This window comes from Paenibacillus taichungensis (assembly GCF_050994985.1).
Lineage (GTDB): Bacteria > Bacillota > Bacilli > Paenibacillales > Paenibacillaceae > Paenibacillus > Paenibacillus taichungensis.
Genome location: NZ_CP194720.1, coordinates 1 through 22773 on the forward strand (window position 1 = coordinate 1; position 22773 = coordinate 22773).

The following is a 22773-nucleotide window of genomic DNA, read 5'->3' on the forward strand; positions in this document are numbered from 1 at the left end:
TTGATCTTTGAAAACTGAACAACGAGTGAGTAAACATTCTGCTTGCAGAATGAACGCGAAAGTTTGAGACAAGCCTTGGCTTGGATCGACTGGAGCACAAATGAGATTTTTAATCTCGTCAGTTTCAAAATGAGCTTATCGCTCTTTTCAATACTTTATTGGAGAGTTTGATCCTGGCTCAGGACGAACGCTGGCGGCATGCCTAATACATGCAAGTCGAGCGGACTTGAAGAGAAGCTTGCTTCTCTGATGGTTAGCGGCGGACGGGTGAGTAACACGTAGGCAACCTGCCCTCAAGCTTGGGACAACTACCGGAAACGGTAGCTAATACCGAATAGTTGTTTTCTTCTCCTGAAGAGAACTGGAAAGACGGAGCAATCTGTCACTTGGGGATGGGCCTGCGGCGCATTAGCTAGTTGGTGGGGTAACGGCTCACCAAGGCGACGATGCGTAGCCGACCTGAGAGGGTGATCGGCCACACTGGGACTGAGACACGGCCCAGACTCCTACGGGAGGCAGCAGTAGGGAATCTTCCGCAATGGGCGAAAGCCTGACGGAGCAATGCCGCGTGAGTGATGAAGGTTTTCGGATCGTAAAGCTCTGTTGCCAGGGAAGAACGCTTGGGAGAGTAACTGCTCTCAAGGTGACGGTACCTGAGAAGAAAGCCCCGGCTAACTACGTGCCAGCAGCCGCGGTAATACGTAGGGGGCAAGCGTTGTCCGGAATTATTGGGCGTAAAGCGCGCGCAGGCGGTCATTTAAGTCTGGTGTTTAATCCCGGGGCTCAACCCCGGATCGCACTGGAAACTGGGTGACTTGAGTGCAGAAGAGGAGAGTGGAATTCCACGTGTAGCGGTGAAATGCGTAGATATGTGGAGGAACACCAGTGGCGAAGGCGACTCTCTGGGCTGTAACTGACGCTGAGGCGCGAAAGCGTGGGGAGCAAACAGGATTAGATACCCTGGTAGTCCACGCCGTAAACGATGAGTGCTAGGTGTTAGGGGTTTCGATACCCTTGGTGCCGAAGTTAACACATTAAGCACTCCGCCTGGGGAGTACGGTCGCAAGACTGAAACTCAAAGGAATTGACGGGGACCCGCACAAGCAGTGGAGTATGTGGTTTAATTCGAAGCAACGCGAAGAACCTTACCAGGTCTTGACATCCCTCTGACCGATACAGAGATGTATCTTTCCTTCGGGACAGAGGAGACAGGTGGTGCATGGTTGTCGTCAGCTCGTGTCGTGAGATGTTGGGTTAAGTCCCGCAACGAGCGCAACCCTTGATCTTAGTTGCCAGCACTTCGGGTGGGCACTCTAAGGTGACTGCCGGTGACAAACCGGAGGAAGGTGGGGATGACGTCAAATCATCATGCCCCTTATGACCTGGGCTACACACGTACTACAATGGCCGGTACAACGGGCTGTGAAGCCGCGAGGTGGAACGAATCCTAAAAAGCCGGTCTCAGTTCGGATTGCAGGCTGCAACTCGCCTGCATGAAGTCGGAATTGCTAGTAATCGCGGATCAGCATGCCGCGGTGAATACGTTCCCGGGTCTTGTACACACCGCCCGTCACACCACGAGAGTTTATAACACCCGAAGTCGGTGGGGTAACCGCAAGGAGCCAGCCGCCGAAGGTGGGATAGATGATTGGGGTGAAGTCGTAACAAGGTAGCCGTATCGGAAGGTGCGGCTGGATCACCTCCTTTCTATGGAGAATCGTTTCCCGTAGCGGAAACGTTCAAATACAAAATCTAGCCAGGTCGGCTAGTTACTCACTCGTTGCTCAGTTTTGAGAGCTCAAACTCTCAAACGTTTGGTGGCGATAGCGAAGGGGTTCCACACGTTCCCATCCCGAACACGACCGTTAAGCCCTTCAGCGTCGATGGTACTTGGACCGCAGGGTCCTGGGAGAGTAGAACGCCGCCAAGCGTAAACCCATTACGGGTTTCAATATGATATATAATGTGGGCCCTTAGCTCAGTTGGTTAGAGCGCACCTCTGATAAGGGTGAGGCCGGTGGTTCGAGTCCACCAGGGCCCACCATGTATACCTTAAAATCTAATATGGGGCCATAGCTCAGCTGGGAGAGCGCCTGCCTTGCAAGCAGGAGGTCAGCGGTTCGATCCCGCTTGGCTCCACCAACAAGATTTTACAAGCTTGTTCTTTGAAAACTAGATATCGAAACGAAATTGCGAATTAGAACATTCCTTTTTAAGCTGAACTTGTGTAAACAAGTTTCAATAAAAACGGTAGATTGCATTTGCTCCTTGGAGCAATTGGTTAAGCTACTAAGAGCACACGGAGGATGCCTAGGCGCTAGGAGCCGATGAAGGACGTGGCGAACAACGAAACTGCCTCGGGGAGCTGTAAGCAAGCTTTGATCCGGGGGTGTCCGAATGGGGAAACCCAGCTGGGGTAATTTCCAGTTACTCATAACTGAATACATAGGTTATGCAGAGGCATACCAGGGGAACTGAAACATCTAAGTACCTTGAGGAAGAGAAAACAATAGTGATTCCGTCAGTAGCGGCGAGCGAACGCGGAGAAGCCCAAACCAGAGAGCTTGCTCTCTGGGGTTGTGGGACATCTCACATGGAGTTACAAAGGAGCCGGTTAAACGAAGAGGTCTGGAAAGGCCCGCCAAAGAAGGTAAAAGCCCTGTACTTGAAAGTCTGCTCTCTCCGAGATGTATCCCGAGTAGTGCGGGGCACGTGAAACCCCGTATGAATCCGGCAGGACCATCTGCCAAGGCTAAATACTTCCTAGCGACCGATAGTGAAGCAGTACCGTGAGGGAAAGGTGAAAAGCACCCCGGAAGGGGAGTGAAATAGAACCTGAAACCGTGTGCTTACAAAAAGTCAGAGCCCGTTTTAGGGGTGATGGCGTGCCTTTTGTAGAATGAACCGGCGAGTTACGTTCCCGTGCAAGGTTAAGGTGAAGAGCCGGAGCCGCAGCGAAAGCGAGTCTGAATAGGGCGAATTAGTACGTGGACGTAGACCCGAAACCGGGTGATCTACCCCTGTCCAGGGTGAAGGTGCGGTAACACGCACTGGAGGCCCGAACCCACGCACGTTGAAAAGTGCGGGGATGAGGTGGGGGTAGCGGAGAAATTCCAATCGAACTCGGAGATAGCTGGTTCTCCCCGAAATAGCTTTAGGGCTAGCCTCGGAAAACAGAGTCGTGGAGGTAGAGCACTGATTGGGTGCGGGGCCCGCAAGGGTTACCAAGCTCAGTCAAACTCCGAATGCCATAGACTTACTTCCGGGAGTCAGACAGTGAGTGCTAAGATCCATTGTCAAAAGGGAAACAGCCCAGACCATCAGCTAAGGTCCCCAAGTGTGTGTTAAGTGGGAAAGGATGTGGAGTTGCACAGACAACCAGGATGTTGGCTTAGAAGCAGCCACCATTGAAAGAGTGCGTAATAGCTCACTGGTCGAGTGACTCTGCGCCGAAAATGTAACGGGGCTAAACACACCACCGAAGCTATGGCTTGATGCTTTGCATCAGGGGTAGGGGAGCGTTGTATAAGGGTTGAAGGTGTACCGTAAGGAGCGCTGGACATTATACAAGTGAGAATGCCGGTATGAGTAACGAAAAGATCAGTGAGAATCTGATCCGCCGAAAGCCTAAGGGTTCCTGAGGAAGGCTCGTCCGCTCAGGGTAAGTCGGGACCTAAGGCGAGGCCGAAAGGCGTAGTCGAAGGACAACAGGTCGAAATTCCTGTACCACCGTAAGCCGTTATGAGCAATGGGGGGACGCAGCAGGGTAGTGACGCGGACTGATGGATGTCCGTCTAAGCAGTGAGGCTGATGTGTAGGCAAATCCGCACATCGTAAGGCTGGGCTGTAATGGGGAGCGAAAATTATAGTAGCGAAGGTCATGATCTCACACTGCCAAGAAAAGCCTCTAGCCAGGTGATGGTGCCCGTACCGCAAACCGACACAGGTAGGCGAGAAGAGAATTCTAAGGCGCGCGGAAGAACTCTCGTTAAGGAACTCGGCAAAATGACCCCGTAACTTCGGGAGAAGGGGTGCCCCGGTAGTGTGAATAGCACGAGGGGGCCGCAGTGAAAAGGCCCAAGCGACTGTTTAGCAAAAACACAGGTCTGTGCGAAGCCGTAAGGCGAAGTATACGGGCTGACGCCTGCCCGGTGCTGGAAGGTTAAGGGGAGCGGTTAGGAGCAATCCGAAGCTGTGAACCGAAGCCCCAGTAAACGGCGGCCGTAACTATAACGGTCCTAAGGTAGCGAAATTCCTTGTCAGGTAAATTCTGACCCGCACGAATGGCGTAACGACTTGGGCGCTGTCTCAACGAGAGATCCGGTGAAATTTTAATACCTGTGAAGATGCAGGTTACCCGCGACAAGACGGAAAGACCCCATGGAGCTTTACTGCAGCTTGATATTGAATTTGGGTACGATCTGTACAGGATAGGTGGGAGCCTTTGAAGCAGGAGCGCAAGCTTCTGTGGAGGCACCGTTGGGATACCACCCTGATCGTATCTAGGTTCTAACCTGGTACCGTAATCCGGTGCGGGGACAGTGTCAGGTGGGCAGTTTGACTGGGGCGGTCGCCTCCTAAAGAGTAACGGAGGCGCCCAAAGGTTCCCTCAGAATGGTTGGAAATCATTCGAAGAGTGCAAAGGCATAAGGGAGCTTGACTGCGAGACCTACAAGTCGAGCAGGGACGAAAGTCGGGCTTAGTGATCCGGTGGTACCGCATGGAAGGGCCATCGCTCAACGGATAAAAGCTACCCTGGGGATAACAGGCTTATCTCCCCCAAGAGTCCACATCGACGGGGAGGTTTGGCACCTCGATGTCGGCTCATCGCATCCTGGGGCTGAAGTAGGTCCCAAGGGTTGGGCTGTTCGCCCATTAAAGCGGTACGCGAGCTGGGTTCAGAACGTCGTGAGACAGTTCGGTCCCTATCTGTCGTGGGCGTAGGAAATTTGAGAGGAGCTGTCCTTAGTACGAGAGGACCGGGATGGACGTACCGCTGGTGTACCAGTTGTTCCGCCAGGAGCACCGCTGGGTAGCTATGTACGGAAGGGATAAGCGCTGAAAGCATCTAAGCGTGAAGCCCCCCTCAAGATGAGATTTCCCAGTATGTAAGACCCCTTGAAGACGACGAGGTAGATAGGCTGGGGGTGGAAGTGCAGCAATGCATGGAGCTGACCAGTACTAATCGGTCGAGGGCTTATCCAATATGCAAGTTGTAAATCGCACATTTCGTTTCGGATCTAGTTTTCAGAGAATAAACTCTGAGATGTAAGCTAAGCTATGCGTTTGGTGGCGATGGCGGAGGGGTTCCACACGTACCCATCCCGAACACGACCGTTAAGCCCTCTAGCGCCGATGGTACTTGGACCGCAGGGTCCTGGGAGAGTAGGACGCCGCCAAGCGAACTCTTTCATCCTACATAGAAAACAGGCTCTGCATGTTAACGTTGTATGATGAATTGCATTTGCCCTGCAAATGCATATTATTCCCTGATAGCTCAGTTGGTAGAGCACTCGACTGTTAATCGAGTTGTCACAGGTTCGAGCCCTGTTCGGGGAGCCATTTGCTCTCATAGCTCAGTAGGTAGAGTGCATCCATGGTAAGGATGAGGTCACCGGTTCGATCCCGGTTGAGAGCTTTGGAAATGGGGCCCGTTGGTCAAGGGGTTAAGACACCTCCCTTTCACGGAGGTAACAGGGGTTCGAATCCCCTACGGGTCATAGCTATATTTATTAGCTTAAAAAAGGGATGAGAATCCCAAAGGTTCGTCGGAGGATAAACTTCGTTAGCAATGGCTTCGCAGTCTCGAACGAAGTGAGAGTATCCCCTACGGGTCATATATATGGAGGCTTAGCTCAGCTGGGAGAGCATCTGCCTTACAAGCAGAGGGTCGGGGGTTCGATCCCCTCAGCCTCCACCACTTAACTTAATGGGGATTAGCCAAGCGGTAAGGCAACGGACTTTGACTCCGTCATGCATAGGTTCAAATCCTATATCCCCAGCCATCTTATTTTTCAGTTTGAGTCATTAGCTCAGTTGGTAGAGCACCTGACTTTTAATCAGGGTGTCGAAGGTTCGAGCCCTTCATGACTCACCATTATATGCGCGTGTGGCGGAATTGGCAGACGCACTAGACTTAGGATCTAGCGTTTCACGACGTGGGGGTTCAAGTCCCTCCACGCGCATAGGTTTTGCGGAAGTGGCTCAGCGGTAGAGCATCGCCTTGCCAAGGCGAGGGTCGCGGGTTCGATTCCCGTCTTCCGCTCCAATATTTGCGCCCTTAGCTCAGCTGGATAGAGCGTTTGACTACGAATCAAAAGGCCGGGAGTTCGAATCTCTCAGGGCGCGCCATTATTTTCATAAATATCGGGATGTAGCTCAGCTTGGTAGAGCACCTGGTTTGGGACCAGGGGGTCGCATGTTCAAATCGTGTCATCCCGATTTTTATTTGCGGGTGTAGTTCAATGGTAGAACTTTAGCCTTCCAAGCTAATAGCGTGGGTTCGATTCCCATCACCCGCTTCATGATTCATTGAAAAGTCTCTGTATATACAGGGACTTTTCTTTTATTTATAGAAACAACACCTCATTATAATACCAATCTCCCCTATATTCGTTTGATAAGTGAAAGAATAACTCAAACCTCTTCATTAAATTCTGCTATAAGAATCAAAAAATTATAAAAACACTCTTTAATTTATTGCGTCACTGTGATAAAGTATACAAAAGCTTGCTTTGCCGGTCATGTTTCTTTATGTTTCGTCTGGTTTGTAATAATGGAAATCATGCAGATACGAATCCATTCAGGTGCAACGAACATTCCAAGTCTAACTGTATATTTATGAAAAATTAAGAATAGGTATGAGTTATTCGAGTAATGAAAAGTACGTGAAAAAGGTATCATGCGACAGCATTTGACCATTAATCGAAGCAGAACAAGAAAATGAATAATAAAGCGTGTTTTTGTGCTGTAAATCAGGGTAAATCCCCATTTTTACTAGTAGAAAAATAAAGATTTTCGTACCATTTTATTGTATGATGTTATGAAGGTGTCAAATTTACGTGTACGAATGGAACGATCAGATGGGAGGATAAGCATGACTGAAACTATGGTAACCGCCAGCAAAAGCCAATCCAACAACCTGCTTCGGCGAGACGTGCGGTTCCTGGGCAATATACTCGGAGAAGTTCTTGTCCATCAAGGAGGCACGGAACTTCTAGATATCGTTGAGAAGATTCGGGAAACGAGCAAATCGTTGCGTGCAGAGTTCTTGCCAGAACTTTATGCAGAGTTCAAAACGATGATCCAGGAATTAGACTCAGAAAATCGCCATCAGGTGATTCGAGCTTTTGCGATTTATTTTCAATTAGTTAATATTGCTGAACAAAACCATCGGATCCGGCGTAAACGGGATTATGAACGTTCTGCAGGGGACGCTGTGCAGCCTGGATCGATTGAAAAAGCAGTACAAGATCTGAAGGAACGTGGACTGTCTCACACGGAAGTAGAGGATATTCTAGAAGATTTATCGCTGGAATTGGTGATGACAGCTCATCCAACCGAAGCCATGCGTCGGGTTATACTGGACATCCACAAACGGATATCCGAAGATGTCATGTCACTTGATAATCCTACGCTGACGTTGCGTGAACGTGAACAGTTGCGGGAGAAGTTGCTGAATGAAGTCATTACACTATGGCAGACTGATGAGCTTCGTGACCGTAAACCGACTGTGCTTGATGAAGTACGGAACGGAATGTATTACTTTCATGAAACGTTGTTCCATGTACTTCCGGATGTATACCAGGAGCTTGAACGCTGCCTGAATAAATTTTATCCTGACCATGACTGGCATGTGCCGACGTATTTGCGGTTCGGTTCCTGGATCGGTGGAGACCGGGATGGAAATCCTTCGGTAACTTCAGATGTAACATGGCAGACACTGTTGATGCAGCGTAAGCTCGCTTTACGTGAGTATCAACGGATTATGATTGAACTTATGGGACATCTCAGCTTCAGCACGAACATCATTCACGTATCGGATGAGCTGGTGCAGTCGATTGAGCAAGATCGTAGTTGTGTAACGTTGAAAAAAGTGGACATGTGGCGGAATGAAAAAGAGCCATATCGCATTAAATTGGCTTATATGATTGCCAAGCTGAACAATGTTCTGGATGAGAACAAAGTAGGACAGCCTGACCGCTATGACAGCGCTCAAGGACTGATGGATGATCTGATGATTATCGATCGCAGCCTGCGTCATCACTTTGCAGACTATGTAGCAGATACGACCATTCGTAAAATGATTCGTCAAGTGGAGCTGTTCGGATTCCATACAGCTGCATTGGATGTGCGTCAGCACAGCAAAGAGCATGAAAATGCGATGTCGGAGATTTTGGCCAAGATGAACATCGTAGAAGATTATGCTCGTTTGACGGAAGATGGCAAAATCGATTTGCTGGCTCGTTTGCTGGATGATCCTCGTCCGCTGACTTCCCCTTATCACCAATACACTGAGGGGACCAAAGAAACTCTGGATGTATTCCGTACGATCAAACGTGCTCAGAGCGAGTTTGGGGCCGGCTGTATCACAAGCTACCTGATTAGTATGACCCAAGGAGCAAGTGATCTGCTTGAGGTTATGGTATTTGCAAAAGAAGTAGGTTTGTTCCGCAAAGAGCATAACGGTGAAGTGGTATCTACGCTTCAAGCGGTTCCATTGTTTGAAACGATTGATGATCTTCATGCCGCTTCGGAAATTATGGAGAAGCTGTTCAATCTTCCGGTATATCGCGCAAGTGTGAGTGGACGGAATGAACTGCATGAAATCATGTTGGGTTACTCGGACAGCAACAAGGATGGCGGAGTTGTTACAGCCAACTGGGAGCTGCGCGTGGCGATGAATGCTATCACCGCTGTTGGGAATAAACACGGCGTTAAACTGAAGTTCTTCCATGGTAGAGGTGGAGCGCTTGGACGTGGGGGTATGCCTCTCAACCGTAGTATTCTTGCTCAACCACCACACACCATTGGTGGGGGCATCAAGATTACAGAGCAGGGTGAGGTTATCTCTTCCCGTTATTCCCTTCAGGGAATTGCATACCGCAGTCTTGAGCAGGCTACATCGGCTTTGATTACAGCTGCACTAAACGGTCTGGAGCCGCAGGAGTCGGACTCAGAGCGTCAGTGGGACAGCATCATCAAAGATATTTCTGAAGTATCCCTGACAAAATACCAGGATCTCATCTTCCGTGATCCAGACTTCTTTACTTTCTTCAAGGAATCGACACCGCTGCCTGAGGTTGGGGAACTGAATATTGGTTCACGTCCATCCAAACGGAAAAACAGCGACAAGTTCGAGGACCTGAGAGCGATCCCTTGGGTATTTGCCTGGACCCAAAGTCGTTATCTGCTTCCCGCATGGTATGCGGCAGGAACGGGACTTCAAAGTTACTATCAGGATAAAGAAGAAAATCTGGTTGTCCTGAAAGAAATGTATGAAAACTTCCCATTCTTCCGTACACTAATTGATACGGTACAGATGGCTGTTGCCAAAGCAGATCTGGTTATTGCGAAGGAATACTCGGCCATGACTTCCAATGTGGAAGCACGTGATCGCATCTATGGTCAGATTGAATCTGAATTCAAACTTACCAAAGAGCTGATTCTGAAAATTACGGGAGAAGCTGAAATTTTGGATGATGTACCGGTGATTCAAGAGTCGATCCGACTTCGTAATCCATATGTCGATCCTTTGTCCTACATGCAGGTCCAACTTCTGAGTGAGCTCAGAGACATGCGTGAGCGTGGCGAGGATGACACAGAGTTGCTGCGTGAAGTGCTGCTTACAATTAACGGCATTGCTGCAGGACTTCGGAATACGGGCTGATCATTAACCTGCTTAACAATATATGAAGTGAATTTTCCAGCCATATAGATAGTAAAAGCTTAATTCTTTCCTCAGCTTGAGTGAGAGATGAAACGGGACTCCTTCGGGAGTTCCCGTTTTTACTGTTTTTGGCGGTTATTTTCCGGCACAGTCTTGATTTTTGACCAAAGTTGATTTACGATTTGATTGGTGAATTACAAGTGTGGACGGGTATCAGAAGGCGGAAGACCCATCAGCATGTCTGGGGGAATAAGGGTGGACAATTTGGAGAACAGGCTTGTTAAGCTGGTACTGAAGGGTGACCAGCGAGCCTTTGCAGAAATCGTTGAATTATACAAGGACAAGCTGTTTCATCTGGCATACCGGATGCTGAACAATCGTCATGAAGCTGAGGACGTTGTACAGGAGACGTTTTTACGTGTGTTTCGTAATATGGAGAAGTATGATCCGAACCAGAAGTTCTCAACCTGGATATATCGGATTGCAACCAATCTGTGTATTGACCGCTTACGGCGGAAGAAACCTTCTTATTCATTGGATGCAGAGCTGAATGATCAGGAAGGATCTGATGGTTATGCAATGCTTCCAAGCGATGATCGTACACCAGAGAGTGAAGCACTTTTGTCTGAAACACAGACACTAATCCGTGAAGCGATTGACAGTTTGCCGGCCAAGTATAAATCAGTCATGATTTTGAGATATTTACAGGACTTGTCGCTACAGGAAATCAGTGATGTGACAGGTATGCCCGTAACAACGATTAAGACTCGTGTTCATCGGGGCCGTGATTTTTTGCGTAAAAAACTGGAATACAAGTTGTAAATGTAAAACGTCTGTATTTTGGGCGAAATTATTTGAAACATATCCGAAACGGATGCGTATGTAATGTATGCAAGTCTTATGCGTGCTTTTTGGCAATGCAAGGACTAAGTGATCTAAGAAAGGATTGGCTCTCATATGGATTGCAACTCGGCCGTCTCTTTAATGCATGAATGTTTGGATGAGTCGTTGTCCCCGGCCCAGAAGGTTGAACTGAAAAGTCACCTTGTGACCTGTCCGGATTGTCGCATGCGCTTTAAAGAGTTGGAACAGACGGAAATGCTACTCTTTGCCATGAAACACTATTCACCGTCTGCCTCGGATGAGCTGACCAATCGAATTATGAATGCTCTGCCCCAGCCCAAGAGACAGCAAGTATGGCTCAAATGGGTCAAAGGACATCCCGCGCTGACGGCGGCAGCCTTCTTTTTGGTCGTGATGCTCTTTAGCGCCTGGAATTTCTGGAATCAGAATAACGAAATGGTCGTTAAGGGAAATAATTTGGACCAGATCGTGATTGAAGGAAACACGGTTATTGTTCCGGAGGGCAAGTCCATTGCTGGCGATCTTACGATAGAGAATGGAACTGCTCAGGTATACGGTGATGTAAATGGCAATCTAACGGTCATCGACGGACAGTTGTATCAGGCTTCAACGGCACATATTTCCGGTCAGGTGAAAAGTATTGATCAGGCGCTGGACTGGTTCTGGTACAAAATAACCAATATGGTAAATGAAGTGGCTTATCGCTAAAACAGGGTAAATTCTTCAATGGTATATACCAAGCAGGGTACCTCCAGATTGCTGGGGTACTCTTTTTTTATCTGATAACTTTGTAATTTATGGGATTTGTGTTGTTTATGCGCAGTTTGTGACTCCCGTAACTTGCAACATGAACGTTAACGTTATAACCTAGATACTAAAGAGAACATACTACTACATATAGATAAGCTTTTTGCATAAATCCAAAGAGCGTCTTTCAATCAGCAAAATATAGATGGAAATGATTCTGTTCGTCTTTACGCTGGTTAGATCAGAGTGCTCGTTTCTGGCCAACTTTTGTACCTGAGAGTGAGTCTGAATGGATTATGCAAATGCGATAAAGGATTAATTAAATCCTAATGGGTTAATATGAGAGCAGGGTTTACTCATCAATGGGGATAGCGGGGGCTGGCTTATGAACTATTTTGCTGACTTAACGTGGAAAGAGTCCATTAAGGACGTTATCGATATATTGATCGTTACCTATATTATGTACAAATTGATTTTGCTTGTGCGGGGTACCCGTGCAGTTCAGTTGCTTAAAGGCATTCTGTTCCTTGTAGTGATCTGGGCACTAAGTACGTGGCTAAACCTTTATACGCTCAAATGGCTGATGAACCAGATGTTTACGTTTGGTGTCGTTGCGGTCTTTATTATCTTTCAACCGGAACTGCGCCGAGGTCTGGAGCAATTGGGTAGAGGTAAACTGTTTGGACGCTCGGCAGCAGCAAGTGATGAAGAATTAACGGTTTTAATTGGTGAGATTATTAAGTCCGTAAATTATTTGTCACGACGTAAAATTGGTGCACTGGTTGTATTTGAACGAGAAACAGGTCTGAACGATTACACGGAGTCCGGCATTCAGATGCAATCTCTGGTTAGCTCGGAGCTGATGATTAACATTTTTATTCCGAATACACCGCTCCATGATGGAGCCGTCATTATACAGGGCAAACAGATTTCGGCGGCAGCCTGTTATTTGCCTTTGTCCGAGAATCCGTTTATTAGCAAAGAGCTAGGAACGCGTCACCGTGCAGCAATTGGGATTACCGAGGTTGCAGATGCGATCTGTTTGGTTGTTTCGGAGGAGACGGGACAAGTGTCGCTTGCGATGAATGGACAGGTTGTTCGTGATATTAAGGAAGAATCATTGATTGCCAAACTGTACGAAGAACTGCGTCCAACATCCAATCTGACTAAAAAGAATGGTTGGACTACCTTCTGGAAACGGAAGGGGGGACGTAAAAATGGATAAATGGTTCAATAACAACAATTTTGCCAAGATTCTCGCTTTAGCGGTGAGTTTGTTGCTCTGGTTCATGATACATCTGGATGAAGTACCAACTACGCCAACGATCACGACAGGGACAACTAATAAGGTTGTGGAGCGTACTGTGCCTGTTCAGCCTTATGGACTCGACAGTAACTCCTATGTGCTTACTTCATTAAGTACGGATGAGGTACGTCTGGAGATTAAAGGGCAGCGTTCGATGTTAACTTCGATTTTTACGAATGATGATTATAAGGTGCTAGTGGATCTTAGTCAGGTGAAAGATGGGTCCAATACGTTACCGCTAGTACCCGATCTGCCTTCCGGGGTTGAGGTAGTCAGCATGGAGCCTTCCATGGTTACGGTCAACGTGGAGAAATTGGGCACCAAATCCTTCAATGTGAATATTGTACCCGAAGGAGAACCATCCGCCGGATATAACGCTGGAACGCCCGTTGTTGAACCTTCAGGTCCAGTTAAGGTAACTCTGCCGGAAGGGCAGCTTGACGCCGTAGCGAAGGTTCAGGGCAGTGTGAGCGTGAAGGATGCGAAGGATGACGTAACGCAGAAAAAAGTGAAGCTTCAGGCATACGATGCCGAAGGCAAGGTCATTGAAAATGCGATTGTTACACCAGAAACCGTTGAAGTCCGTATTCCGGTCAGTCAGCCCTATACAACTGTGCCCTTAAGAATCAAATATTCGGGACAGCTGCCGGAGGGAATGGTGCTCTCCACGGTTGAACCAAGCGTGAAAGAAGTCTCGGTTTACGGAACAGAGGATGCGCTTGCGGGTATACAGTCCTACGACCAAGTAACCCTTGATCTTACACAGTTCAATGAGCCAGGAACGTCTACAGTTAACGTGGACTTGACGCCGCCTCCCGGTTTTGAGAAAATCGAGCCTAGTTCGATTCAGCTTAAGGTGACGGTATCGCCTTACGATGAGCTTCAGGAGACGACCAAAGTCTTTCCGAACGTGCCCATTACGCTTACTGACGCGGGGAACGGGCTGGAAGGGACACTGGTGACTCCCAAAAGTGGCGGCTTGAATATTACGCTTAGAGGTTCTTCCACGATGCTTGAAGGTCTAAGTAGTGATGATATCAAGCTGACTGCGGATCTTGCTGGACTTGCGGTAGGCACACATGAAATAAAGCTTGAGGCTGACTTGCCTCGTTTTGCCAAACTGGATGAATCATCAGTTGATCTGAGCGCTACCGTCAAAATTAGCGAAAAGGCTGATGATACGACGGTTGCTCCCGGCGAGGATCCGAATGATGAAGGAACGCTGGGCCCTGATCCTTCACCAGCCGAAGTCGAGAATGGAGATACCGAAACTGCTCCTGGAGAAGAAGAAACAGAATCGAATACGGACAATCAGGAGCAGAGCCAGCAGGGGAATACCAGTCGAGGTAACTCCAATAACAGCGGTAGCAGTAATAGTGGCTCCAATCCGTAAAGAAAATGTTCAGATCAGAATTTTAAAAATAACGTTTATGCTCTTATATGATGCGAATAGAAGGAGTTAGATCATGGGGAAATATTTTGGTACAGACGGCGTAAGAGGTGTTGCCAATAAAGAATTAACGGCGGAGCTGGCTTACAGCATCGGACGTTGTGGTGGTTATGTGCTTGCAGGCGGTGTGGAAAGACCAAAAGTGGTTATTGGTATGGATACCCGAATCTCGGGGCTTATGCTGGAATCCGCACTGGTTGCAGGTTTGCTGTCCATTGGCGCCGATGTAATTCGTCTGGGTGTTGTATCCACTCCTGGAGTGGCGTATATTGCTCGTCTGCTGAAAGCCGATGCAGGGGTAATGATCTCGGCTTCTCACAATCCGGTTGAGGATAATGGAATTAAATTTTTCGGGGGAGATGGCTTCAAGCTGTCCGATGAGACGGAGAACCGGATTGAAGAACTGATGGATGCAGAAACGGATCAATTGCCGCGCCCAGTAGGTGGTGGTTTGGGGACCGTTACTGTGGATGAAGAATCCCGTTATCGCTATTTGGACTACCTGAAAACAACGGTAAATGAATCGTTCTCAGGACTCAAAATTGTTCTGGACTGTGCTAACGGAGCAGCTTATGAACTGGCACCCAAGTTGTTCAGAGAACTTGGTGCAGAAGTCATTGCCATTGGCGCTGAGCCTAACGGCCTGAATATCAATGAGCAATGCGGATCAACTCATCCGGAGCATTTGAAACAAGAGGTGCTGAAACATAATGCGGATCTGGGCCTTGCTTTTGACGGGGATGCGGATCGTCTGATTGCTATTGATGAGACAGGAGCTGAGGTTGATGGTGACTTCATTCTGTGCATCTGTGGTGATGCGATGAATCGTGCAGGCAAGCTGAAAGACAGTACCGTGGTATCTACCGTAATGAGTAACATCGGATTCTACAAAGCAACGGAGAAACTGGCACTGAAAACAGCTAAGACTGCTGTGGGTGACCGTTATGTGATGGAAGAAATGCGCCGTGGGGGTTATAACCTGGGTGGAGAGCAATCCGGTCATGTTATTTTCTTGGATTACAACACAACAGGCGACGGCATGCTGACAGCGATTCAGCTTGTGGACACGATGAAGGCTTCCGGTAAAAAACTGAGTGAACTTAAGGCGCTGATGACCCAGTATCCACAAGTATTGGTGAACGTGCGTGTTGAAGATAAGAGTAAATACGAGGGCAATTCCGCGATTGAGCAAGCCATTGCTACAGTAGAGCAGCATCTGGGCGATAATGGACGTGTACTTGTTCGTGCGTCCGGGACCGAATCCCTGATCCGCGTTATGGCGGAAGGACCAGATAAAGATGAACTTGAACAATTCGTATCTCAAATTGCAGATGTTGTGCAAAAAGAACTGGTATAGGACCTGATCCATAGGCCTTCCAAACACGGTTGTTTCAAGGGAATCACTGTCTCATAAGGTTTAATCTAACAGGGTTTATGCCATACAAACCCATATTCCTACGTCCCGACCTAGTGAGACCATGGGTCTGTTTATCCGGTCGGGATTGTGGGTAAATATGCCGAAATTGTCACAGGTACTTTGCTCCATTGCAAAATGAACCTGACGTGCATATAATGAGTGGAGTCGTCATTCAGACACAGAAAGTGAGGATCGTAAGGTACTAGTTACACAAGCGCCAGAGCTTGAAGTTGCGCGGGAAGGATTTTGATCAGTACTAATCTTGAAACCATGAAGATGTTACTGAGCAAGATCGACGGCAATCAAGCTGACGAGGTGGAGGTGTTCGGATTGTTCGGCGGGGACCTCCCGGTGATGCACCAGAGCCGTAAACCGGATTGCGGAAAATGGATGGGTGACTGTCCACACAACGCGCCGGTAGGTGCAGGATTCAACTAAAATTCAAATGAATGTGCGCGAAGAGCGTGAACAGTGCGCGGACGGGAAAATGATGTACATTCATGATTGCATCTAATAACAGCTTATGACTGCGGAGCGGCAAGAGGCTGCTCTGATCATTGATAATTGAATAATTGAAAGTTTTCATGATACGTTAGGCAATCATTTTCATTTTTTCGATATGCCGTGCCAGCCTGTTTCTCTTCGTGACACAGTATTCATATACAAACGGAGGAAATAAACTATGTGCGGTATTGTTGGATATATTGGTAATAAGAACACTCAATCGGTATTGGTCGAAGGCTTGAAGAAACTCGAGTATCGTGGTTATGATTCTGCAGGTATCGCTGTATTCACACCGGAAGGTCTGCAAATCACGAAAGCTCTTGGTCGTCTTGCGAACCTTGAAGCTAAGCTGGATGGTGCACCACTGGTAGGTAATGCCGGAATCGGACACACACGTTGGGCAACTCATGGTAAACCATCTGATGAGAACTCTCATCCACACACGGATGGAAGCCAGAAGTTCTCTGTTGTGCATAACGGTATTATTGAGAACTACCTGGATCTGAAGGACGAATTGATGGCTCAAGGTCACACGTTCACTTCCGAGACAGATACTGAAGTTATTTCTCACCTGATCGCACGTGAATACAATGGTGATATCGTTAAAACAGTGCAAAAAGTGATCACGTTGTTGCGTGGCGCATTCGCACTGGGTGTATTGACAGAGCATGAGCCTGAGAAACTCGTAGCTGTGCGTCAAGCAAGCCCATTGATTATTGGTATTGGTGAAGGCGAGAACTTCATTGGTTCCGACATCCCGGCAATTCTGGAACATACACGTAACGTGTACATTCTGAATGATGGTGAGATGGCTGTGTTGACACATGATGCTGTCGAATTGATGACGATTGAAGGTAACTTTATTTCTCGGGAAATGATTCGTGTCGATTGGGATGCTGTAACCGCAGAAAAAGGCGGATTCGAGCACTTCATGCTGAAAGAAATTCATGAGCAACCAAAAGCATATCGTGATACCATGCTGGGTCGCATCGATAATGAAAGCAAAAAGGTTCAACTTCCTGAGTTGAAAATGACTGAAGAACAAATTAAAAATATCCGTAACGTTCAAATCATCGCTTGTGGTACAGCGTACCATGCAGGTCTGGTTGGACGTACAGTGATTGAGCAATTGGTACGTATTCCGGTTGAAACAGATGTGGCTTCCGAATACCGCTATCGTTCCCCGATCGTAAGCAAAGATACACTTGTGATCGTGGTGAGCCAATCTGGTGAAACGGCTGATACACTTGCTGCACTGCGTGAAGCACAGTCAAATGGTGCACATGTACTCGCCATCACTAACGTTGTAGGTAGCTCCATTGCACGTGATGCAGACGATGTGATTGCAACACTGGCAGGACCGGAAATTGCAGTAGCTTCCACCAAAGCGTACACTTCGCAATTGATCGCGTTCAACCTGCTGGGTCTGTACCTTGCACAAGTTCGTGGCACACAAACAGCAGAAGAGATTGCTCACACGCTGGCAGCAATGCAAGCATTGCCTGAGCAAGTTGAATCCATGCTGGAGCAAGCGGAAGCTATTAAAGGATATGCAGAACAAATCTCCAAACATGAACATCTCTTCTTCATCGGCCGCGGTCTGGACTATGCAGTAGCACAAGAAGGATCGTTGAAACTGAAAGAGATCTCTTATATTCACTCCGAAGCGTATGCTGCGGGTGAGTTGAAACATGGTACGCTCGCATTGATCGAGGACGGTATCCCTGTCATTGCTTTGGCAACGCAGGAGAACGTTCTGGAGAAAACTGTGAGCAACATCAAAGAAGTGAAAGCACGTGGCGCAGACGTACTGGCAATTACGTACGAAGAGCACGTAGCACCATTGCTGAAATCCGTTGACCAAGCGTTTGCGATTCCTAAGACGTTGCCACTGCTCAGCCCGGCTCTGTCCGTTGTAGCATTGCAATTACTGGCATACTACGCTTCCCTGGCACTAGGTCACGATGTGGATAAACCACGTAACCTGGCGAAAAGTGTAACGGTAGAGTAAGGGATTGTTAATTTCTTATATTATATAAGTTTATATTAAAAGGGTCCTGATGACAGTTGTCATTAGGACCCCTTTTTGTTATGAACCTTTCCATTATGAATCTAACGTTAAAATTCCTATGTCGAAATCAGTAGAGGGCACATTTATGAAATCCTTTGACTGAAGCAAAGTTTATAGGGTAAGCACTCTGGTTATAGGGGTCGAACAGAAATTTTATCTATTTTTCGAATGGAAATAATTAATTTTCATTGTTATATGAACATAAATCTTTAATCCAGAGATAATACATCTTAAAGACTCTCTGCACGATTAGTTTTAGTTTCTAACGGTAATACCCACGAGCAACAGGATAATTTGAAATGAGTTTAAAAATGATGCTCATAAATAGAGTTTTCCATTGTCATGTTTGTTTTAGAATTTACTATTGGTTACGCCCAAGTCGTAATCGTTTCAACTGGGAGACGATAGGAAGGGTAGCCATCTTTGGCTGCTTTACCTATGGAGATCAACATCACGGGCTGGAAACGCTCTTTATCTAGTCCGAAGGCTTCAGAGATCTGGTCTTTATCATAGCCGGCCATAGGGTTCGTATCATAGCCATGGGCACGGGCAACGAGCATGAGTTGCATGGATATGAGACCTGAGTCAATGAGATTAATATCACGTAGTTGGGAAGCGTTTATGTTCGCATAATAAGGTTTTACCTGCTGCATTTGCATATCCATGATGTCTTGTGGCATGTATCCAAGTTCCACTGATTTATTGAAAATCTCTTCCATGTATTCAACGTTATTGGCATCGTAAAACACGGCAATGACAGCCGAGGACGTTAGTGCCTGTGTCTGGTTAAAAGAGGCTAGTGGTGCAAGCTTCTCTTTGCCTTCAGCACTGTCGATGACAAGAAAACGCCACGGTTGCATGTTAATCGCCGAAGGGGCACGTGAAGCTTTCGCCAGTATCTCTGTCATCTCCTGGCGGCTGATTTTGACTTCAGGGTCGTAGACCTTAACGGAATGGCGCTCCAAGACGATGGTATCAAAATCATTTGTTTTGTTGAATTGGCCGGTAATTGTATTCATATGGATATCTCTCCTCATATCTAATATTGGTGAGAGTGGGTTATGGGGTTACCTCAATCCGTCTCACTATGAGGATTGTAAACTATGAAGTATACTTTATAGCAAGAAAAAGAAACGAGGGCGATCCATATGAAAATTAGTGAAGTAGCCAAGAGTGTAAACCTTCCGATATCCACTATTCGTTATTATGAGAAGATAGGTATTATCACGGATGAACATATACTGAGAGATAAAAATAACTATCGGGTATATGCCCAGAGCATTATTCAGCATCTGGAAGTAGTTAAACAATGTTTAGCTGTTGGTTTTACGATCCATGAGATCCAATCTATGATCTCTAAACAGGGATTTTCAAGTAATGAACAAGCAAGCGTTATCCAAGCGAAAATAACAGAAATTGAAGAGGCACAGAAAAAATTAGAGAATTCCAAACAAAATCTGTACGATATTCTTAAGGCGGATATCACTTGTGAGGATGGTTTTGGCAAGTATTGAGCCTCACGTCCCTATTGAGCTTATTATTCAGTACACTCTAACATCAAATCGAAACAATGGAATACAGACCGTTCTGTATACGTAGACTACCGGGTTGCCCCGTTTCAACTTTTACCTCCGTGGCGAATACCCCGGGATTGCGTCCGTCTGGGAACCATGGCGTCTCTTTGTCAATTACAATAAACATGCCTTCCGCGTCCCCGATGGGGGCAAATTGTTTTCCGTCTCCGGCAAAGGGTTCAAGGTGATACTGCCCATTCATTTTGCTTATGGTATCGGGTACATCATCGACAGGCAGACCAATCTCGCTAATGCATAGTAGCTGCCTAGAATCAAAGGTTTCTTCGACTGCATTATCCAACGAATGGTGTGCGATGAACTCCATCAAATTACCACTCGGGTCATAGAAATAGATAGCTGTTGCGTCCCAGTAGGGGAAATAGAACTCATCTTTATCGTCCTTGGAAAGCAAAGGAATGTTTCGATCTTGAACCCATTTCTTGGCTTCAGCAAGTTGGTTTGTCGGAATCGTAAATGCCACATGATAGAAGGGCTTTTCCTGATCAGGAGCGTGCTGAAATGAAAGGACCGAATTTCCTGTGCGGAACGATACGGATGATGCACTCTCATCCAGTAGCTCCAACTCCAGTAACGTACCGTAAAACTGCTTCATGGCCTCCATTTGATGGGTGAACAAATTAACCTCTTTTATTTGCATTCAAGTCACTCCCTCTGAACTTATCCTTGATTAAAATAATCAATGGTTTTCTCAATAAATGCTTTGGCAGATTGGGTCAGGTAACGGTCGGACCGATGAATGATCTCAAAATGACGGTAAGGGGCATCGTCCGTAATTCGGATGCTGCGTAGTGTTGGTTCATTCATTGCCTTGATCAGTGGATATGGCAGCACTGTTCCGCCAACGTTAGCTTTGACCAGACTAATAATGGAGGTTGCCGAACTTGTCTCCATTATTGTATTCAAGGTAAAGCCATATTTGCGGCAATAGCCATCAACCAGTTCTCTGCCCGTGAATCCTTCCGGAAACATTACGGTCTGAATATCGCGCAATTCCTTAATTCCAATCTCATTTCGTTCAGCCCAAGCGTGGTTCTCCGAAACGACGAGTACATATTCTTCGCTGCACAAAGGAATGCGGACAAGACGGTCATCAGAGTTGGAAGTGAGCTCGATGCCGATGTCGACTTCGTTATCCAACACTTGATTCAGTACATAAATCGAAGAAACAACCTTTAATTTTACCTTGGGAAAATGGGCATGAAAATTAACGAGTAATGGAGTAAGACGGTAGTCCAAATCGGAGGGTAGGACACCAATCACCAGCTTGCCTCGTTGATCATTGCGGAATTCAGCTAATGCATCTTGGGTATTCTGTAAATGCCGAACCATTTGTACACAGTGCTCTAGAAATAGTGTTCCCGCCTGCGTCATCACAATCTTTTTGCCTACCCGGTCGAACAAGGGAACGCCCAACTCATCCTCCAACGCTCGAATCTGTTGACTCAAGGTAGGTTGAGAAATGCCGATTTTATCTGCTGCACGTGTAAAATGGAGTTCCTCACAAACGACGATAAAGTTCTCCATTTGGCGAATTTCCATATGCTTCTCCTCATATCATTGGTTTTTATAATCATTTTAATAGAAACTATTGTATTGTTCAATCATCTTAATACTTCTATACTAGTCTTGCACCACAAAAAGATCTACAGCCTGGATCATTAGTGAATGCAGCTATATAACAATACATGAGGTGATCCATAGTGAAACTATTTTATATCGTTCTGGCGCTTATTCTGGCTTCATTGAATTTGCGACCACCCATTACATCCATTTCACCACTAATGAGTACCTTACAAAGTGATCTAGGTATTAGCGGAATTACTGCAAGTCTGTTAACTACGCTTCCCGTATTATGTATGGGTATATTCGCTCCATTTTCCGTAAAACTGAGCAGGAGGTGGGGGAATGAGGGCGCAATTGTTTTGGCATTAATCCTTATTGGAATGGGTACGGCATTGCGGTTGTTCGTGGGTGCAACGCCTCTGATGATGTTTACTTCATTTCTATCCGGTGTAGGGATTGCATTGGCTGGTCCGTTGTTGTCCAGCTTTATCAAGCAGTACTTCCCTACGCGAGTTGCTGCCATGGTGGGGCTTTACTCTACAGCAATGGTCGTGGGGGCCAGCTTTAGTGTTGGATTATCGGTTCCCCTTCAAAATATCCTGAGAGGGTCGTGGAGGGGATCGTTAGCGATTTGGGCATTGATCGCCGTCATTGCTTTGCCCGTCTGGATGAGATTAGCCTTGGTAGCACGAAAAGATCGACAATCGGGGCAGATTTCTACTGTGAACGTTGAAGCTCTTCCAGTGAAAAATAGTCGAGCATGGGTGCTGACGTTGTTCTTTGGACTGATGGCAGCGATCTTCTATTCATTGACTGCATGGCTTGCGCCTGCGATCCAGAGCCAGGGATATACGAAAGAGACTGCCGGAAGCATCCAAACGTTATTTACGTTAATTTCATTGCCGTCTACGTTATTCATTCCAATGCTCGTTCACCGTTACCAAAGACGTGTGTTCTGGCTTGTTGGATGTGCGTTAATGGAGTTGATAGGCGTCTTAATGCTGAACCTGTCCGTCAGTCCTTGGTTGGCTGCGATCCCACTCGGCATTGGTGCCGGGGGACTGTTTCCGATCGCGCTGATGCTGCCCATTGATGAGACGAATAACGCTCAGGAAGCAAGCGCCTGGTCAGCCATGACTCAATCGGGCGGTTACATTCTGGGCGCGCTCGGTCCACTGGCGCTCGGTTGGCTCCATGATACCACGGGCAGCTTTGTTCAAGCGTTCTATGGTCTGGCTATAATCATCGTGCTGCAAATCATAGTTCAGTTGGCGATAGGCAATAAAAAAAGCTCTCCAGCAGTTCATGATAAATCAGAGTCCAGAGTTTGACGAAAAAAGATGGATATCGATGTGCAAAGAGGTCTC

13 protein-coding genes, 13 tRNA genes and 4 rRNA genes are annotated in these 22773 nt (G+C 47.0%); 27 read left to right on the forward strand and 3 right to left on the reverse strand.

The window, feature by feature from the left end; all coding sequences use genetic code 11:
• Positions 1–155: 155 nt before the first annotated feature.
• The 25 genes from ACR1R9_RS00005 to glmS all read left to right on the forward strand — a co-directional run bounded on the left by ACR1R9_RS00005 (position 156) and on the right by glmS (position 18188).
• A 16S ribosomal RNA gene (locus tag ACR1R9_RS00005) occupies positions 156–1707 on the forward strand.
• A 106-nt stretch (positions 1708–1813) separates the two neighbouring features.
• Positions 1814–1930, forward strand: a 5S ribosomal RNA gene (gene rrf, locus ACR1R9_RS00010).
• Positions 1931–1967: 37 nt separating this feature from the next.
• Positions 1968–2044, forward strand: a tRNA-Ile gene (locus ACR1R9_RS00015).
• Between the two features lie 22 nt (positions 2045–2066).
• Positions 2067–2142: transfer RNA gene (locus ACR1R9_RS00020), tRNA-Ala, on the forward strand.
• 137 nt (positions 2143–2279) lie between these two features.
• Positions 2280–5205 (forward strand): 23S ribosomal RNA (locus tag ACR1R9_RS00025).
• A gap of 80 nt (positions 5206–5285) precedes the next feature.
• Positions 5286–5402, forward strand: a 5S ribosomal RNA gene (gene rrf / locus ACR1R9_RS00030).
• The 16S, 23S and 5S rRNA genes sit together here with 13 tRNA genes alongside, the layout of an rRNA operon.
• 84 nt (positions 5403–5486) lie before the next feature.
• Positions 5487–5562, forward strand: a tRNA-Asn gene (locus ACR1R9_RS00035).
• A gap of 3 nt (positions 5563–5565) precedes the next feature.
• A tRNA-Thr gene (locus ACR1R9_RS00040) sits at positions 5566–5638 on the forward strand.
• Between the two features lie 10 nt (positions 5639–5648).
• Positions 5649–5720, forward strand: a tRNA-Glu gene (locus ACR1R9_RS00045).
• Positions 5721–5844: 124 nt separating this feature from the next.
• Positions 5845–5920, forward strand: a tRNA-Val gene (locus tag ACR1R9_RS00050).
• 10 nt (positions 5921–5930) lie between these two features.
• Positions 5931–6005 (forward strand) — tRNA-Gln (locus ACR1R9_RS00055).
• Between the two features lie 16 nt (positions 6006–6021).
• A tRNA-Lys gene (locus ACR1R9_RS00060) sits at positions 6022–6097 on the forward strand.
• A 6-nt stretch (positions 6098–6103) separates the two neighbouring features.
• Positions 6104–6185 (forward strand) — tRNA-Leu (locus ACR1R9_RS00065).
• Positions 6186–6193: 8 nt separating this feature from the next.
• Positions 6194–6268: transfer RNA gene (locus ACR1R9_RS00070), tRNA-Gly, on the forward strand.
• Positions 6269–6274: 6 nt separating this feature from the next.
• Positions 6275–6351 (forward strand) — tRNA-Arg (locus ACR1R9_RS00075).
• 16 nt (positions 6352–6367) lie between these two features.
• Positions 6368–6441: transfer RNA gene (locus ACR1R9_RS00080), tRNA-Pro, on the forward strand.
• A gap of 9 nt (positions 6442–6450) precedes the next feature.
• A tRNA-Gly gene (locus ACR1R9_RS00085) sits at positions 6451–6521 on the forward strand.
• Positions 6522–7096: 575 nt separating this feature from the next.
• Complete coding sequence (gene ppc / locus ACR1R9_RS00090; RefSeq protein WP_076291154.1) at positions 7097–9889, forward strand: phosphoenolpyruvate carboxylase; 2793 nt, start codon at positions 7097–7099, stop codon at positions 9887–9889.
• Positions 9890–10144: 255 nt separating this feature from the next.
• Positions 10145–10711: an RNA polymerase sigma factor SigW gene (sigW, locus tag ACR1R9_RS00095; protein WP_017692117.1), complete on the forward strand. Its 567-nt coding sequence runs from the start codon at positions 10145–10147 to the stop codon at positions 10709–10711.
• Positions 10712–10846: 135 nt separating this feature from the next.
• Positions 10847–11461, forward strand: coding sequence for a zf-HC2 domain-containing protein (locus ACR1R9_RS00100; protein ID WP_062329949.1), 615 nt, complete (start codon positions 10847–10849; stop codon positions 11459–11461).
• Between the two features lie 424 nt (positions 11462–11885).
• Complete coding sequence (gene cdaA, locus ACR1R9_RS00105) at positions 11886–12725, forward strand: diadenylate cyclase CdaA (RefSeq protein ID WP_063567044.1); 840 nt, start codon at positions 11886–11888, stop codon at positions 12723–12725.
• Positions 12718–14199 carry a CdaR family protein gene (locus tag ACR1R9_RS00110; RefSeq protein ID WP_433921963.1) on the forward strand — a complete coding sequence of 494 codons (1482 nt, stop codon included), beginning with the start codon at positions 12718–12720 and terminating at the stop codon, positions 14197–14199. Before cdaA ends, ACR1R9_RS00110 begins: the two co-directional genes overlap by 8 nt.
• 73 nt (positions 14200–14272) lie before the next feature.
• Positions 14273–15613 (forward strand): phosphoglucosamine mutase, encoded by a 1341-nt coding sequence (glmM, locus tag ACR1R9_RS00115; RefSeq protein WP_076291156.1) that lies wholly within the window; start codon positions 14273–14275, stop codon positions 15611–15613.
• 330 nt (positions 15614–15943) lie between these two features.
• Complete coding sequence (locus ACR1R9_RS00120) at positions 15944–16111, forward strand: hypothetical protein (protein ID WP_310854696.1); 168 nt, start codon at positions 15944–15946, stop codon at positions 16109–16111.
• A 244-nt stretch (positions 16112–16355) separates the two neighbouring features.
• Positions 16356–18188 (forward strand): glutamine--fructose-6-phosphate transaminase (isomerizing), encoded by a 1833-nt coding sequence (gene glmS, locus ACR1R9_RS00125; RefSeq protein WP_076291158.1) that lies wholly within the window; start codon positions 16356–16358, stop codon positions 18186–18188.
• A gap of 428 nt (positions 18189–18616) precedes the next feature.
• Here glmS and ACR1R9_RS00130 read toward each other — a convergent pair whose 3' ends face one another.
• Positions 18617–19267 carry a nitroreductase family protein gene (locus ACR1R9_RS00130; RefSeq protein ID WP_076291159.1) on the reverse strand — a complete coding sequence of 217 codons (651 nt, stop codon included), beginning with the start codon at positions 19265–19267 and terminating at the stop codon, positions 18617–18619.
• A gap of 129 nt (positions 19268–19396) precedes the next feature.
• Between ACR1R9_RS00130 and ACR1R9_RS00135 the strand changes: the two genes are divergently transcribed.
• Positions 19397–19762, forward strand: coding sequence for a MerR family transcriptional regulator (locus ACR1R9_RS00135; RefSeq protein WP_076291160.1), 366 nt, complete (start codon positions 19397–19399; stop codon positions 19760–19762).
• A 43-nt stretch (positions 19763–19805) separates the two neighbouring features.
• Here ACR1R9_RS00135 and ACR1R9_RS00140 read toward each other — a convergent pair whose 3' ends face one another.
• Positions 19806–20480 carry a VOC family protein gene (locus ACR1R9_RS00140; RefSeq protein ID WP_076291161.1) on the reverse strand — a complete coding sequence of 225 codons (675 nt, stop codon included), beginning with the start codon at positions 20478–20480 and terminating at the stop codon, positions 19806–19808.
• Positions 20481–20500: 20 nt separating this feature from the next.
• Entirely contained in the window at positions 20501–21382 is an 882-nt protein-coding gene (locus tag ACR1R9_RS00145; RefSeq protein WP_076291162.1) for a LysR family transcriptional regulator, read from the reverse strand.
• A 161-nt stretch (positions 21383–21543) separates the two neighbouring features.
• Between ACR1R9_RS00145 and ACR1R9_RS00150 the strand changes: the two genes are divergently transcribed.
• Positions 21544–22737 carry an MFS transporter gene (locus ACR1R9_RS00150; RefSeq protein WP_433921960.1) on the forward strand — a complete coding sequence of 398 codons (1194 nt, stop codon included), beginning with the start codon at positions 21544–21546 and terminating at the stop codon, positions 22735–22737.
• Positions 22738–22773 lie beyond the last annotated feature (36 nt).

Bases quoted from the DNA above. Each gene is read 5' to 3' on its own strand.
- ppc (WP_076291154.1), top strand. From the start codon at position 7,097: ATGACTGAAACTATGGTAACCGCCAGCAAAAGCCAATCCAACAACCTG.
- ACR1R9_RS00100 (WP_062329949.1), top strand. From the start codon at position 10,847: ATGGATTGCAACTCGGCCGTCTCTTTAATGCATGAATGTTTGGATGAG.
- cdaA (WP_063567044.1), top strand. From the start codon at position 11,886: ATGAACTATTTTGCTGACTTAACGTGGAAAGAGTCCATTAAGGACGTT.
- ACR1R9_RS00110 (WP_433921963.1), top strand. From the start codon at position 12,718: ATGGATAAATGGTTCAATAACAACAATTTTGCCAAGATTCTCGCTTTA.
- glmM (WP_076291156.1), top strand. From the start codon at position 14,273: ATGGGGAAATATTTTGGTACAGACGGCGTAAGAGGTGTTGCCAATAAA.
- ACR1R9_RS00120 (WP_310854696.1), top strand. From the start codon at position 15,944: ATGAAGATGTTACTGAGCAAGATCGACGGCAATCAAGCTGACGAGGTG.
- glmS (WP_076291158.1), top strand. From the start codon at position 16,356: ATGTGCGGTATTGTTGGATATATTGGTAATAAGAACACTCAATCGGTA.
- ACR1R9_RS00130 (WP_076291159.1), bottom strand. From the start codon at position 19,267: ATGAATACAATTACCGGCCAATTCAACAAAACAAATGATTTTGATACC.
- ACR1R9_RS00135 (WP_076291160.1), top strand. From the start codon at position 19,397: ATGAAAATTAGTGAAGTAGCCAAGAGTGTAAACCTTCCGATATCCACT.
- ACR1R9_RS00140 (WP_076291161.1), bottom strand. From the start codon at position 20,480: ATGCAAATAAAAGAGGTTAATTTGTTCACCCATCAAATGGAGGCCATG.
- ACR1R9_RS00145 (WP_076291162.1), bottom strand. From the start codon at position 21,382: ATGGAAATTCGCCAAATGGAGAACTTTATCGTCGTTTGTGAGGAACTC.